General features: G+C 74.0%; 12 protein-coding genes. 8 read left to right on the top strand and 4 right to left on the bottom strand.

Annotated elements, in window-relative coordinates:
- Nucleotides 1–251: 251 nt before the first annotated feature.
- From BJY14_RS31265 to BJY14_RS31250, 4 genes are all read left to right on the top strand, one after another.
- A complete protein-coding gene (locus BJY14_RS31265; RefSeq protein ID WP_312879484.1) occupies nucleotides 252–1,445 on the top strand; it encodes a sensor histidine kinase in 1,194 nt (397 codons plus the stop codon).
- A gap of 25 nt (nucleotides 1,446–1,470) precedes the next feature.
- Complete coding sequence (locus BJY14_RS31260) at nucleotides 1,471–2,118, top strand: response regulator (RefSeq protein WP_179846894.1); 648 nt, start codon at nucleotides 1,471–1,473, stop codon at nucleotides 2,116–2,118.
- 72 nt (nucleotides 2,119–2,190) lie between these two features.
- Nucleotides 2,191–2,538, top strand: coding sequence for a hypothetical protein (locus tag BJY14_RS31255; protein ID WP_246396180.1), 348 nt, complete (start codon nucleotides 2,191–2,193; stop codon nucleotides 2,536–2,538).
- A gap of 96 nt (nucleotides 2,539–2,634) precedes the next feature.
- Entirely contained in the window at nucleotides 2,635–3,309 is a 675-nt protein-coding gene (locus BJY14_RS31250) for a DUF4328 domain-containing protein (RefSeq protein WP_179846893.1), read from the top strand.
- 15 nt (nucleotides 3,310–3,324) lie between these two features.
- Here BJY14_RS31250 and BJY14_RS31245 read toward each other — a convergent pair whose 3' ends face one another.
- From BJY14_RS31245 to BJY14_RS31235, 3 genes are all read right to left on the bottom strand, one after another.
- Nucleotides 3,325–6,735, bottom strand: a complete 3,411-nt coding sequence (locus BJY14_RS31245) for a DNA polymerase III subunit alpha (RefSeq protein WP_179846892.1) — start codon at nucleotides 6,733–6,735, stop codon at nucleotides 3,325–3,327.
- Complete coding sequence (locus BJY14_RS31240) at nucleotides 6,689–6,964, bottom strand: DUF6504 family protein (protein ID WP_179846891.1); 276 nt, start codon at nucleotides 6,962–6,964, stop codon at nucleotides 6,689–6,691. The genes BJY14_RS31245 and BJY14_RS31240 overlap by 47 nt, the downstream gene beginning before the upstream one ends.
- Nucleotides 6,965–7,075: 111 nt before the next feature.
- On the bottom strand, nucleotides 7,076–7,348 hold the full coding sequence (locus tag BJY14_RS31235) for a hypothetical protein (protein ID WP_258945532.1): 273 nt from the start codon (nucleotides 7,346–7,348) through the stop codon (nucleotides 7,076–7,078).
- Nucleotides 7,349–7,663: 315 nt separating this feature from the next.
- On the opposite strand from BJY14_RS31235, the gene BJY14_RS31230 reads away from it, so the two are divergent.
- The 4 genes from BJY14_RS31230 to BJY14_RS31215 all read left to right on the top strand — a co-directional run bounded on the left by BJY14_RS31230 (nucleotide 7,664) and on the right by BJY14_RS31215 (nucleotide 12,561).
- A complete protein-coding gene (locus tag BJY14_RS31230; protein ID WP_179846890.1) occupies nucleotides 7,664–8,356 on the top strand; it encodes a TetR family transcriptional regulator in 693 nt (230 codons plus the stop codon).
- 80 nt (nucleotides 8,357–8,436) lie between these two features.
- Nucleotides 8,437–9,399: a quinone oxidoreductase family protein gene (locus tag BJY14_RS31225; RefSeq protein WP_179846889.1), complete on the top strand. Its 963-nt coding sequence runs from the start codon at nucleotides 8,437–8,439 to the stop codon at nucleotides 9,397–9,399.
- A 75-nt stretch (nucleotides 9,400–9,474) separates the two neighbouring features.
- Nucleotides 9,475–10,785 carry a DUF4389 domain-containing protein gene (locus tag BJY14_RS31220; protein WP_179846888.1) on the top strand — a complete coding sequence of 437 codons (1,311 nt, stop codon included), beginning with the start codon at nucleotides 9,475–9,477 and terminating at the stop codon, nucleotides 10,783–10,785.
- 72 nt (nucleotides 10,786–10,857) lie between these two features.
- On the top strand, nucleotides 10,858–12,561 hold the full coding sequence (locus tag BJY14_RS31215; protein WP_218905671.1) for a serine/threonine-protein kinase: 1,704 nt from the start codon (nucleotides 10,858–10,860) through the stop codon (nucleotides 12,559–12,561).
- Here the strand turns inward: BJY14_RS31215 and BJY14_RS31210 are convergent.
- Nucleotides 12,554–13,531 (bottom strand): alpha/beta hydrolase, encoded by a 978-nt coding sequence (locus BJY14_RS31210; protein WP_312879483.1) that lies wholly within the window; start codon nucleotides 13,529–13,531, stop codon nucleotides 12,554–12,556. The genes BJY14_RS31215 and BJY14_RS31210 overlap by 8 nt on opposite strands.
- Between the last annotated feature and the right edge of the window lie 99 nt (nucleotides 13,532–13,630).

Below are 13,630 nucleotides of genomic sequence, written 5' to 3'. Positions count from 1 at the left end.
GTTGAAAGCGATCCGGTTCGACATCTGTTCCCGATGTCTCCCGAATCACAAGGTCAACGCTACGCGGAGGGTCTGACATTCTCGAACCTTTATTCGAGCAGACCGGGACTCCGGAGCAGGCTCAGCGATCACAGAGCGCAACAGTGGACCGGCGCGGCGGGCGCCCGCATCGGGCGTGGAGGCGTCTCCGGTGGTGGGATCGGCCGAATGGTCGATTCCGTGGTGCGCGTCGGGTCGTACGCTGCCTGAGCGTGAGTGACGTTGGGGCACGGCTGGATCGCATCCATTCGGTGGGCGGCTGCGTGGTGCGCGCGGCGTACGCCGGGTTCGCGTGCCTGTACCTGCTGGCGTGCACGGCCGCCGGGATCGGGGACCCCTCCGCCCTGTGGATGGTGTTCGTCGCGGCGGTGGCCAACTTCGCTGCGGTCTCCGGGCGCGGCTTCCTGGTGTGGGCGGCCGGGGCGGGGGCGCTGTCGGCGCTCAGCACCCTGTGCCTCGGCACGGTGGTCCGGCCCGAGGCCGGCGCCCCGAGCCTGTTCGCGGAGATCGGCGGCCTGCTGATCGTCATCGCGCGGGTGGTGTGGAAGGCCCGTCGCGACCGGCTCGTCCCCATCGCGGTCCTGCTCGGCGCGGCGATCCTGGCGACCCCGCTGCGCTGGTCGCCGATCGCGGCGGCGCTGTTCACCGCGCCGCTCGGCATCACCGTGGCGATCGCGCTCGGCGTCGGCCTCTACCTGCGGGCGCTGGACGCGCGGCGGGCCAGGTCGCTGGCGTCGGCGCGGCGCGACGAGCGGCTGGAACTGGCCCGCGACCTGCACGACTTCGTCGCCCACCATGTGACCGGCATCGTCGTCCAGGCGCAGGCGGCGAGGTTCACGGCCGGGTCCGGCGCCGCGCAGACGCAGGAGCAGCTCGACCGGATGCTCGGCGAGATCGAGAAGGCCGGCACCGAGGCGCTCACGTCGATGCGGCGCATGGTCGGGCTGCTGCGCGACGCCCAGAACGTCGACGCCGCGGACGGGGAGGCCGTCCCGGACGGCGGCTCCAGTACCCGTCCGCTCGGTGACATCGCGCGGCTCAGGGACCTCGTCGAGGGGTTCACCCACCCGCCGGCCGCGCTCACGCTGGAGCCCGGCCTCGGGACGCTTCCGCCGGAGGTCGCGGCGTCCGCGCACCGCGTCGTGCAGGAGGCGCTGACCAACGTCCGCAAGCATGCCGCCGACGCCGCGTCCGTGCGGGTCACGCTCGCGCGGGTCGGAGGCGACGTCGAGGTCGCCGTGCGGGACGACGGGCGTGGGCGCGGCGGCCGGCGGCTGCCGTCCGGCGGGTTCGGGCTCACCGGGCTGGGTGAGCGGGTCGGCGCTCTCGGCGGGCGGCTGCACGCGGGCCCGCGCCCCGAGGGCGGGTGGGAGGTCGTCGCACGGCTCCCCGTTTCGGACGGATAACCGGTGATGCGACACAATCGGCAGGGTGACCATCCGCGTACTGATCGCCGACGACCAGCAGATGGTCCGGACCGGGTTCCGGATGATCGTCGACTCGCAGCCCGACATGGAGGTGGTCGGGGAGGCCGCCGACGGCGCCGAGGCCGTCGCGCTGGCCCGCCGCCTGCGTCCCGAGGTGTGCCTGTTCGACATCCGGATGCCGCGGATGGACGGGCTGGAGGCGACCCGCGCCCTCGCCGGGCCGGGCGTCCCCGACCCGCCCCGCGTCGTGATCGTCACGACGTTCGACATGGACGAGTACGTCTACGGCGCGCTGCGCGGCGGCGCGGTCGGGTTCCTGCTGAAGGACAGCGGGCCCGCGCTGCTGGTGGAGGCCGTCCGCGCGGCGGCGAACGGCGGGTCGCTGGTGTCGCCGTCCGTCACCGTCCGGCTGCTGGAGCACCTGGCCAGGCCGCCCGCGCGACCCGTCCGGCCGCGCGAGCCGCTCACCGAACGGGAGCTGGACGTGGTCAGGCTCGTCGCGCGCGGCCGGACGAACGAGGAGATCGCCGCGGAGCTGTACGTGTCGCTCTCCACGGTCAAGACGCACCTCGGCAGCGTCAACCGCAAGCTGGACACGCGGAACCGGGTCGCGACGGCCGCATGGGCCTGGGAGTCGGGCCTCATGACCTGACGGCCTCGGCGAGGGAACGCGGACGGGGAAGGGACGGAAGACGGGGGAGGCTCGGCACTGGCACCGGAGTCGTTGAACGGACTGCCCGTGACCGTGCTGGTCGTGTGGGTGCTGTTCGCCGTGGGCTGGGGCGCCGTCCTGCTGGCCCTGCGGCGGGGCCTGCACGGACCGGCACGGGGCCCCGCCCTGTTCGCGCACGTCGCGACCCCGGCGGGCACCGTCCTGTTCTTCGCCCTGATCGGCCTCGGGTCGCTGTACGCGACGATCGCGCTGACCGCCGAATGGTGGGCGCTGCTGGTGGTGACCGGGTTCCGTCCCGAGCGGCTGCTGTCCACAGGCGGCCTCGGGCGCCTCGCCGCCTGGGCCGCCGCGGTCTCGGCCGCGACGGGCGCGGCGACATGGCTCGTATTTCACATGTGACGATCCTGTAAGGGCCTGAACTCCCGTTGGGCCGTGCCAGTCAAACGTACGTAGTATCCAAAACAGCCAACAGCAAAGGCCCTGGGGAGGTGGATCATGCCGTGTGCGTTGTGCGGCGACATCATCCCGACCGAGGTCGACCGGTGCCCGGCCTGCGGCGCGTGGGCGCGGCGCCGCGACTTCCGCGCCGTCGGCGTGGCCGTGTTCATGCTGCTCGGCTTCAACGCGTTCGTGGCCCTCGGCTCGGGGATCAGCCTGCTCAGGCTGGCGCGCCCGCTGCACGGCGCGACGCACGACAGCTACGACGCCGCCGCCACCGGCAAGGCCCTCGCGCCCTACGCGGACGTGTTCACGATCGGCACGATCATGGCGGCGGTCACCGGCCTGCTGTACCTGACCTGGCTGTGGCGGGCGTTCCACCAGTCCCCCGGCCCGCACCGCCACCACCGCGCCTGGGTGCTGCTCGGCTGGTTCCTCCCGGTCGTCAACCTGTGGCTGCCGCCCCGGATGGTCTACGAGGTGTGGGTGAACAGCGGCCGGTACCGGACGGCCGAGCGCCAGGCGGCCGGGCTCGTCGTCGTGGGCTGGTGGGCGTGCGCCCTGCTCGGCCTCGTCCTCGGCCGCGTGTTCGCGCACGGCAGCGTCGAGACCCTCGCCGACGCCCGCCTCGACGTGCACGTCGGCGTGGCCGCGGCCGCCTTCCAGGCTCTGGCCGCCGCCCTGTGCATGGCCACCGTCTTCCAGATCACCCGGATCCAGATCACCCGGTGACCGGTTCGGACCGGATCAGGTAGGGGTGGGGCCGGAGCTTCCCTGGCTGGTGTGCCAGAGGGCGGTGCGCGGCGGGCGCCTGACGGCCGGGCCTGCGTGGCCGATGTCGGAGTACGGCGACATCGCGAAGCCCGTGGGCTGGACGATGCGGCGGCCCACCGGACGCCCCCGGCCGGGCGGGCCCGCCATGGCCGCCCGGACGGCGTCCGGGCCGCCGCGGCGCCACTCCTCGTGCAGGGCGTTCAGATCCCAGCAGGCGTTCGCGGTGATCGAGACGGCGCGGTCGCCGGCGCGGCGGAGCCGGCCCCGGGCGACGAGCAGCCAGGAGCCGAACACGGTGGCGGCGCAGCGGTCCTGCACCGACTCGAAGAACGTGAGGTCGACCGGGCCGGTCGCGTCGTCCAAAGTGGCGAAGATGACGCGCTGCCCCGACCTGACCGCCGGGGTCTGCGTCGCCACCTTGACCCCGGCGACCAGGACCTCGCTCTTGTCCGGACGTCCCGGCAGGTCGGCGGCGCGGACGGCGCCGAGCCCGGCGAGCAGCCCGGCGTAGAAGGTCATGACGTGCCGGCTCACGTCCATGCCCAGGATGTCCAGCTCCGCCTCGACCACCTCGGCGGGCGTCATCGGCGGCAGCCCGCCCGCCGGGATCTCCTCCGCCAGGCCGGCCTCCACGCCGGTCAGGTCCCCGTCGCCGTCCTCCCGGCCGAGGGGGAGCTGGCCCTCCGGGACGTGCGCGGGACGGGCGGTGACCCGGTCGAGGGCGCCGACGCGGCACAGCAGGTCGCGGCGCGGGACGCCCTCGTGGAGGGCGTCGAACGCGCCCGCCAGGACCAGCCGCTCGGCGATCGGCCGCGAGACCCGGGCGCGGCGCCAGAAGTCGGGCAGCGACCGGTACGGCCGGGCCCCGGCGATCCTGCCGATCTCGGCGTCGGAGATGCCCCTGACCTCGCTCAGCGCGACCCGGATCCCGGCCGGGCCGCCCGCCGGGACGGGCTCGGCGCGCCAGTCCGCGTCCGAGCGGTTGACGTCCAGCGGCAGGATCGGGACGCCGAAGTGCCGGGCGTCGTCGAGGATGACCCGCTTGGGGTACATGCCGGGGTCGTGGGTGAGGACGCCGGCGTAGAAGGCGGCCGTGTGGTGCCGCTTCAGCCAGGCCGACTGGTAGGTGGGCAGCGCGAACGACGCGGCGTGGGCCTTGCAGAAGCCGAACGCGCCGAACGCGGTCAGCATCCGCCACACGCGCTCGACCGTCGCCCCGTCATAGCCGCGCGCCAGCGCCCGCTCCCGGAACCAGGCGCCGACCACGGCCTGGCCCCGCTCGTGGTTCAGGCTCCGGCGCGCCGCCTCCGCCTTGGACAGGCCGCATCCGGTCATCACGTCGATGACGCGCAGCACCTGCTCGTGGAAGACGATCACGCCGAGGCTCTCCCGCAGCGCCGGTTCGAGGTCGGGATGCGGGTAGGCGGGCTCCCGGGTCCCGGCGCGGGCCTCCAGGAACGGCGTCACCATGTCGGAGTTGACGGGGCCGGGGCGGAACAGCGAGATGTCGATGACCAGGTCGTCCAGGTCGCGGGGCTGGAGCCGGCCGATCAGCTCCCGCTGGCCGGGCGACTCGATCTGGAAGCAGCCGAGCGTCCGGGACGTGCGCACCAGCGCGTACGTCGCGGGGTCGTCGCGCGGGATGTCCTCCAGCGCGATCGTCTCCCCCGTGACCCGGGCGGCCTCCGCCACCGCGTGCGCCATCGCCGACTGCATCCGGACGCCGAGCACGTCGAGTTTGAGCAGCCCCATCGCCTCGACGTCGTCCTTGTCGAACTGGCTCATCGGGAACCCCACGGCGGCGCGCTCGACCGGCGTCCGGTCCCGCAGGCCCGGGTTCGACAGCAGGACGCCGCACGGGTGCATGGCGATGTGGCGGGGCAGCCCGTCCAGGCGCTCGGCGATCCGGAACAGCACCTCCAGGCGCCCCGCCGCCAGGTTGCTCTGCCGCAGCTCGGGCAGGTCGTCCAGCGCCGCGCGGATCTGGTTCGCCCGGATCCGCGGGAACGCCTTGGCGATGGCGTCGATCTCGTGCGGCGGGAGCCCGACGGCGTTGCCGACGTCGCGCAGCGCGCTGCGCGCCCGGTAGGTCTCCATCATCGACACGCACGCCGTGGCGTCCGCGCCGAACCGGTCGAACAGCGCCTGGTAGGCCTCCAGCCGGCGGGCCGACTCCACGTCCAGGTCGATGTCGGGCAGCCCCTCGCGGCTGTCGGCGAGGAACCTCTCCATCACCAGGTCGTGCCGCAGCGGGTCCAGGTCGCCGATGCCGATCAGGTAGTTGACCAGGCTGCCCGCGCCCGAGCCGCGGATCGCGCAGCGGATGCCGCGCGCCCTGATCAGCGCGGCGGCGTCGGCGACCGTGAGGAAGTACGGCGCCAGGCCCTTGCGCCCGATCACGCCGAGCTCCTGGTCGAGCCGGGCCGCGGCCTCACGCGACCCGTCGAGCCCGCGCCGCGCCATCCCGTCGGCGCACCGGGCGGCGAGCCGCGCGTGCGGGTCGCCGTCGACGGCCGGCAGGTGGACCTCGTCCATGCCGAGGTCGCGGCCGGGATCGAGGACGCAGCGCTCCGACAGCCGCCGGGTGGCCGCGAGCAGCGCCTCCGCCCCGTCCGGGCCGCAGATCCCCTCCGCGACCCGGCGCATCTCGGGGACCGACTTCAGGTACGCCTGGCCGGTGCGGTCGTCCAGGTGCCGCCGGTCGAGCGGGACGAGGCGGCGCGTCACGTCCAGGACCTGCGCGACCGGGTGGTCCGACGGGTCCAGGTAGCGGACGGCGTTGCCGAGCACGGCGGGCACGCCGGCCTCGCGGGCGAGCGCGAGCATCCGCGCCGCCCGCGGGCCGTCGCCCCTGTCGCGGTGATCGACGATCTCGATCACGGTCTCGGCGGTGGCGCGCCAGGCCGCCAGCCGGGCCGCCGCCACGTCCGGGCGCCGCCCGGTGAGGGCCCGCCCGACGTCCGACGCCGGGCCGAGCAGGACGATGAGTCCCTCGGCGTGGGCGCCGACCATCTCCCTGGTCACCAGCGGGCGGCCGCGCTCGCCCGCCGCGTGCGCCGCGGTCACCAGCCGGCACAGCGACCGCCATCCGGCGCGGCCCTCGGCGAGGACCACGACGCGTTCCTCCCCGGTGGAGGCGACCCTGAGGTCGGCTCCGACGACGGCGCCGATCCCCGCGTCCGCGCACGCCCGGACGTGCCGGACGGCGCCGTACAGGCCGTCGCGGTCGGTCAGCGCCAGCGTCTCCATGCCGAGGACCGCCGCGCGCTCCGCCAGCGCCGCGGGCGGCGCCACACCGAACCGGAGCGAATAGGACGAAGCGACATGAATATGCACGTCAGTCCCATACCCGGGATAGCAGCCAGCTGTCGGCGGCCACGTCATAACGCAGCTCGTAGACGCCGATCTCCCGGTCCGGGGTCGCCTCGATCCGCCAGAACTCCCGCTCGCCGGTGGCCTCGCCGTCGGGCTGCCGCTCCCGCCACCAGTCGCGGGTCGTGACCCAGTGCTCCAGCACCCGCCGGACGGTGTAGAGCCGGCCACGCCAGACGAACCGGACCGGACGGCCGTCGCTCACCCAGACGTCCACCGGATCGCCGAACACGCGCGTCATCAGCCTCCCCCTCGCGCTCGCCGCACGGGGGAAGAGCATGCGGACCTCGTTCTCGAACAAACGTTCGGAGCATGAGTCTAGGGAACCCCGGGCCCGGGGAGCAAGGCGGGGTCAGCCGAGAAGCGCGCGGACGCGGTCGGCCACCTCGGCGGGGCGGTCGGCGTCGGCCATGCCCCCCGCCGGCCACAGGTAGTACCAGCCGTCGCCGCACGGGGTGGCGAGAACGATCACGTGGCGTCCCGTGCCCGGCACGTAGACGGCCAGCAGGGACTCCCCGGGCCCGGCGAACCGCCAGGCCAGGCCCCGGGCCTCGACCTCGCGCGCGAGCGCCGCGAGGTGACGCCGGCGCATCTCGGCGATCTCCCGCCCACCGACTACAGACACATCAGCCGCCTCAGCCGATCCGAGCCGCCGTCATGACCTTGAGCGATCCTCCGGCGACGGTTGGTGACCGGTCCTCAGCATGACTCCGATCCGGCGGCCGTGCGGGGAGAATCCCAAGAGTGGGGACGGGTGTACCCCGCCCGCCAGGGGATGGTCCGCAGAAGCGGTGTAACGCGCCGTCCGGATACGGGCCAATCACCGCGCGGATGGTTTCCGGTCCTCGGAACCTGGCCCGCATGCGGAGGGGCCGTCCGTGATAAAAGCCTCTGTGAGGCGGGCATCGCCCGCGTCAGCCAAAAAAGAAGGAGCGAGCCGATGAGCGCCGTCCCCGCCGGCGACCCGTCAGGCCACACACACCACCGCGTCCACGGGCACGGTGCCGAGCAGGACCGCGCCCTGGCCGGGCTCCGCGAGCGCAAGAAGCAGCGGACCCGCCTCGCGCTCATCGACGCGGCCCTGGACCTGTTCCTCGCCCAGGGGTACGAGGCGACGACGATCGACGAGATCGTGGCGGCGGTCGAGGTGTCGCAGCGCACCTTCTTCCGCTACTTCGGCACCAAGGAGGACGTGGTCACGAGCTTCCTCACCGAGCACGACCAGGTGCTGGAGGAGGCCCTCGCGGCCCGTCCCCCCGAGGAGCGGCCGTTCACCGCGCTGTTCGAGTCGCTGCGCGTCGTGCTGCGCACGATCGCCGAGAGCGACCCCGCCGACAGCGCCCGGTTCCGCCGCGTCCGGCAGGTGATCGAGGCGACGCCGTCGCTGATGGCGGCGCAGATGGCGCGGTACTCGGCGTCGGCGGAGGCGCTCGCCACCGAGATCGCGCGCCGCGAGGGCGTCGACATGGAGCAGGACCTGCGGCCGCGGATCGTCGTGTCGTTCTACCTGGCCGCGACCAAGGTCGCGTTCGAGGACTGCGCCCGCCACGACATCTGGGACCCCGGGACGGTCGCCGCCCGCGTGGAGGAGGCCGTGACGCTCGTCAGCCGGACCATGCGCGACTGGGTGTGAGCGCCCCTCCCGTGGAATAGCTTCCGAGGACCCCGGGTTCTCCCGGAACGTCACCGCGAACCGACCGTCAGGAGAACGACATGCGCGCGATCGTCATCACCCGCCCCGGCGGCCCGGAGGTCCTGGAGGCGTCCGAGCGCCCCGCCCCGGAGCCCGGGCCCGGCGAGGTGCTGATCGACGTCGCGGCGGCCGGGATCAACTTCATCGACGTGTACTACCGGACCGGCGCCTACCCGCAGGAGACCCCCTACACGCCGGGCGTCGAGGCGGCCGGGACGGTCGCGGCGGTCGGCGAGGGCGTCCGGGAGTTCTCGGCGGGCGACCGCGTCGCGTGGGCGAACGTGCAGGGCGGCTACGCGGAGAAGGCCGTCGTCCCGGCGGACAAGGTCGTCCCCGTGCCCGGCGGGGTGAGCCTGGAGGACGCGGCGGCGTCGCTGCTGCAGGGCATGACCGCGCACTACCTGACCAGGTCGACGTATCCGGTCCGGGAGGGCGACACCGTCCTCGTGCACGCGGCGGCGGGCGGGATGGGGCTGCTGCTCACGCAGGCGGCCGTCTCCCTCGGCGCCCGGGTGATCGCGACGGCGTCCACCCCGGAGAAGGAGAAGCTGGCGAAGGACGCGGGCGCGGACGCCACGATGGGCTATGACGGGTTCCCCGAGCGCGTGCGGGAGCTCACCGGCGGCGAGGGCGTCGCCGTGGTGTACGACGGCGTCGGCGCTCCCACGTTCGACGGGAGCCTGGAGAGCCTCCGGCGGCGCGGCACCCTGGCCCTGTACGGGGCGGCGGGCGGCCCGGTCCCGCCGTTCGACCCGCAGCGCCTCAACCGGGCCGGGTCGGTGTTCCTGACCCGGCCGTCCCTCGCCCACTACGTCGAGAAGCGCGAGGAGTTGCTGGAGCGCGCCGCCGACGTCTACGCGTGGGTGGAGTCGGGGGCCGTGAAGGTCCACGTCGGCCGCCGCTACGACCTCGCCGAGGCCGCCGCCGCGCACGCCGATCTGGAGGCCAGGCGCAGCACCGGCAAGCTCCTGCTGATCCCCTGACCGTCCCGCCGGGTTCCCGCCGCCTCCCCTAGGCTGGCCCCCGACAGACGATCTTACAAGGAGCGCCGCCCCCCCATGACGACGTACGCCGCCGGACCGCTGGAGCACGACGAACCCCGCGTTCTCGGCCCGTACCGCCTGCTCGGGCGGCTCGGCCGCGGCGGCATGGGGACGGTCTACCTGGCCGCCGAGCCCGACGGCCGGCGGGTCGCGGTGAAGGTCGTCAACCGCGAGCTGGCCGGGGAGCCGGCGTTCCTCGCCCGGTTCCGCCGCGAGGTGACCGCCGCGCGGCGCGTCCACCGGTTCTGCACCGCGCCCGTGATCGACGCCGAGCTCGACCAGGACCCGCCGTACATCGTCACCGAGTACATCGACGGGCCGAGCCTGGAGAAGGCCGTCTCCGAGCGCGGTCCGCTGCCCGGCTCCGACCTGGAGGGCCTCGCGGTCGGCGTCGCCACCGCGCTCGCCGCCATCCACGGCGCCGGGATCGTGCACCGCGACCTCAAACCCGCCAACGTCCTGCTGTCCTCCACCGGCCCCCGCGTCATCGACTTCGGCATCGCCCGCGCCCTCGACGCCGCCGACGGCCCCACCCGCACCGGCCAGTTCGTCGGCACCCCGTCTTACATCGCGCCCGAGGTTCTGCGGGGCGAGCCGGTCGAGCAGGCGTCGGACGTGTTCTCGTGGGGCTGCGTGGTCGCCTACGCCGGGACGGGGCGCCCCCCGTTCCAGGGCGGCTCCGTCGCCGAGACGTTCCGCCGCATCGAGCACGACGAGCCCGACCTCACCGGCCTGGACCCGCGGCTGCGCGACATCGTCGCCGCCGCGCTCGGCAAGGACCCGCGCGACCGGCCGACGGCGCGGCGGCTGCTCACCCTGCTCGTCGGGCAGGAGAAGGCCGACCTCACCCAGGCCGTGGAGACGATCTCGGCGTCGTGGCGGGGGCCGGATCCGGCCGCGGAGCCGGCCCCCGCCCCGGACGCGGGCCGGCCGGCGGCCGTCGAGGTCCCGGCGCCCAGGCCCGCGCCGGAGGCCCCGGCGCCGGCGCCCGCGGTGCGCGAACCCGGTCCGGGCGAGGAGACGGTCCTCGTCGACCTGCCGTTCCCGGCCGCGTGGCGCGGCCCGCGGCGCTGGCTCACCCTGCTCAGGGGCCTGCTGGTGGTCCCGCACCTGGTCGTGATGCTGCTCATGTACGCGGCCCTGGTGGTCGTCATGCTGCTCAGCTGGCTGGTCATCCCGTTCACCGGCCGCTACCCGCGCGCCCTGTACGCGCTGGTCGTCGGCTGCCAGCGCTGGTCCAGCCGGGTCGTGGCGTACGCGTTCGGGCTCACCGGCGAGAAGCTGCCGCCCTTCCGCACTCTTCCGCGCGCACGCCGAACGCACTGACGGCTTGGCGCGTCCGAATTATCGTGGACCGCTAGGGTTCAACCACAAAGACTCCCGACGCCCCTCAGGATCATGATGACCACGCACGCAGGAGAGAACGGCGAGACCCTGCGCCCCGGCGACCCCGGAGAGCTCGGCCCCTACCGGCTGGTCGGGCGGCTCGGCCGGGGCGGCATGGGGACGGTCTACCTCGGCGAGGACAGCGCCGGGCGCCGCGTCGCCGTAAAGATGATCAACCGGGAGCTCGCGGGCGAGGGCACGTTCCGGGAGCGGTTCCGGCGCGAGGTGACCGCCGCGCGGCAGGTCCGCCGGTTCTGCACCGCGCCCGTGATGGACGCCGAGCTGGACACCGACCCCCTGTACGTCGTCACCGAGTACATCGACGGGCCGAGCCTGGAGAAGGCCGTCTCCGAGCGCGGTCCGCTGCCCGGCTCCGACCTGGAGGGCCTCGCGGTCGGCGTCGCCACCGCGCTCGCCGCCATCCACGGCGCCGGGATCGTGCACCGCGACCTCAAACCCGCCAACGTCCTGCTGTCCTCCACCGGCCCCCGCGTCATCGACTTCGGCATCGCCCGCGCCCTCGACGCCGCCGACGGCCCCACCCGCACCGGCCAGTTCGTCGGCACCCCGAACTACCTGCCGCCCGAGCTGCTGCGCGGCGAGCCGGTCTCCTCAGCCTCCGACGTGTTCTCGTGGGGCTGCGTCGTCGCCTACGCCGGGACGGGGCACCCCCCGTTCGCGGGCACCACGGTCCCGGAGATCTTCTACCGCGTCGTCCACGAGGAGCCGAAGCTCGACGGGCTCGACCCCGCACTGCGCGACGTCGTCGCCGCCGCGCTCGACAAGGACCCGCGCCGGCGGCCGACCGTCCAGGACCTGCTCGGACGGCTCGTCGGCAACGGCCAGGCCGACCCGGCGAGGCTCGCCGAGACCGTCCAGGCGAGCTGGCACGGACCCGCGAGCGAGCCGACCGTCCAGGCGCGGACGGCCCAGGCCACCTTCCAGCAGCCGACCCCGCCGGTCGCGGCGCCGCCGGGGACCGGCGCCACCCGCCAGGACGCGCATCCCGCCCCCCGCCCGGGCGGCGGGCGTTCCCGGCGCCCTCTGGTCATCGGGGGCGCCGTCGCGGCCGCCGTCGTCCTGCTCGCCGTCGTCGGGTTCCTCGCCCTGCGCCCGGACGGCCCGCCCGACGACCTGGCCACGACGTTCAGCGACGAGTTCTCCAGCGACAGTTCCGGCTGGGGCAGCTTCAGCGAGCAGTACAGCTACACCAACGGCGCCTACCGGATCCAGACCTACGGCACCTTGGGCACGATGGGGCGCGACGTGCCCAAGGACGACTTCGCCCCCGACCCGATGCTGGCCACGGTCAGCGCCAAGGTGGCCGAGGGGTCCCCCGACGGCATGTACGGGCTCTACTGCCGCTCGGCCGACGACAACTACTACATGTTCCTGGTCCGCAACGACGGCAAGGGCGCGGTGCTCCGCAAGGCCACCAAGGACCGCGGCACCAAGGAGCTCGACAACCCCGACTCGGTCCCCGGCTACTCCGAGGGCGAGTCCAACAAGCTCCAGATCGCGTGCGAGAGCGGCGACGACGGCAAGCAGGTCCGGCTGCGGCTCTGGGTGAACGGCCATCTGGCCATCGACAAGACCGACACCGACCAGCCGCTCGGCAACGGCAAGGCCGGTCTGGAGGTCATCCGGGGCGGCAACGCCGCGCAGCAGATCATCGTCGACTTCGACGACTTCGACCTGTCGAAGATCCTCAGCTAGGCCGGGGGGCCGGCCGGTCCGGCAGGTAGCCGTTCGTCCAGCGGGCCAGCTCCACGAAGACCTGCGAGCGGGCCGGTTCCGCGGACAGCACCAGGTCGTGCAGGCCGCCCTCGATCCGCACGAGCGTGACGTGCCGCCCGATCCGCGGCGCCCACCTCGCCATGTGCTCGACGTCCAGGACGGCGTCGGCGCCCGTCACGTCCAGCACCCTGCGGGTCGGGCGGACGCTGCGCGTCGACGCCATGACCAGCACCGGGACGTCGACGTCCAGGCCGCGGTGCAGGCGCAGCTGCCCCCGGCGGACGGCCGCCAGCCACGCGGCCCGCACCGGGAACCCGGCGAGCGGCTTCCAGGCGAGGTCGAACTCCCACTCGCCCTCGTGCTCGCGGTGGATGCTGCGCGGGTACCGGTCGGACACGCCCGCGGGCAGCTTCGCCTTCGGGAACCGGGGACGCAGCGCCCGCGCCAGGCCCGCGCCGACCTTGCGCATCACCAGCGGCTCGGCGAGGTCCAGGAACGGGCTGTTGAGGAACACTCCGTCGACCAGGCCCTTGCCCCTGGCCCTGTCGGCCCACAGCGCGGCGACCAGGCCTCCGGTCGAGTGGCCGTTCAGCAGCAGCGTGTCGTGCCCGTCCACGTCCCGGACGATCCGCACCGCCTCGTCGATCTCCGGGAAGTAGTCCGACAGGCTCTCGACGTAGTTCGGGGTCTGGTGCGGGCGCAGCGAGCGCCCGTACTTGCGCAGGTCGAGCGCGTAGAAGTCGAAGCCGAGCTCGACGTAGAAGTCCGCGAGGTGCCGCTGGAAGAAGTAGTCGACGAAGCCGTGCAGGTAGAGCACCGCCCGCCGGGACGGGTCGCCGCCGCCCCGGCGCCGCACGAGCGTCGCCACGACCTCGCCCTCCGCGTCGCGGCCCATCGGCAGTTCGATCGCCTCGTACCCGGGGCCGAGCACGTCCGCCGTCACGTCCACATTTCCTCCCGCTGTCCGGTGAACTGATGCCCCATGATCGGGCGTCAAAGAGACTGACCGTACGACAGACTGAATCACAGCCCCTCTCCACCCCCCGGG

The sequence above is a fragment of the Actinomadura luteofluorescens genome (assembly GCF_013409365.1).
In the GTDB taxonomy this organism is placed as follows: Bacteria; Actinomycetota; Actinomycetes; order Streptosporangiales; family Streptosporangiaceae; genus Spirillospora; species Spirillospora luteofluorescens.
This window is presented reverse-complemented; position numbering and strand designations above follow the sequence as displayed.

Excerpts from the sequence above, each read along its gene's own strand:
- BJY14_RS31240 (WP_179846891.1), bottom strand. The coding sequence starts at position 6,964 with ATGACGCGCGTGTTCGGCGATCCGGTGGACGTCTGGGTGAGCGACGGC.
- BJY14_RS31245 (WP_179846892.1), bottom strand. The coding sequence starts at position 6,735 with ATGACGTGGCCGCCGACAGCTGGCTGCTATCCCGGGTATGGGACTGAC.
- BJY14_RS31250 (WP_179846893.1), top strand. The coding sequence starts at position 2,635 with ATGCCGTGTGCGTTGTGCGGCGACATCATCCCGACCGAGGTCGACCGG.
- BJY14_RS31215 (WP_218905671.1), top strand. The coding sequence starts at position 10,858 with ATGATGACCACGCACGCAGGAGAGAACGGCGAGACCCTGCGCCCCGGC.
- BJY14_RS31225 (WP_179846889.1), top strand. The coding sequence starts at position 8,437 with ATGCGCGCGATCGTCATCACCCGCCCCGGCGGCCCGGAGGTCCTGGAG.
- BJY14_RS31220 (WP_179846888.1), top strand. The coding sequence starts at position 9,475 with ATGACGACGTACGCCGCCGGACCGCTGGAGCACGACGAACCCCGCGTT.
- BJY14_RS31230 (WP_179846890.1), top strand. The coding sequence starts at position 7,664 with ATGAGCGCCGTCCCCGCCGGCGACCCGTCAGGCCACACACACCACCGC.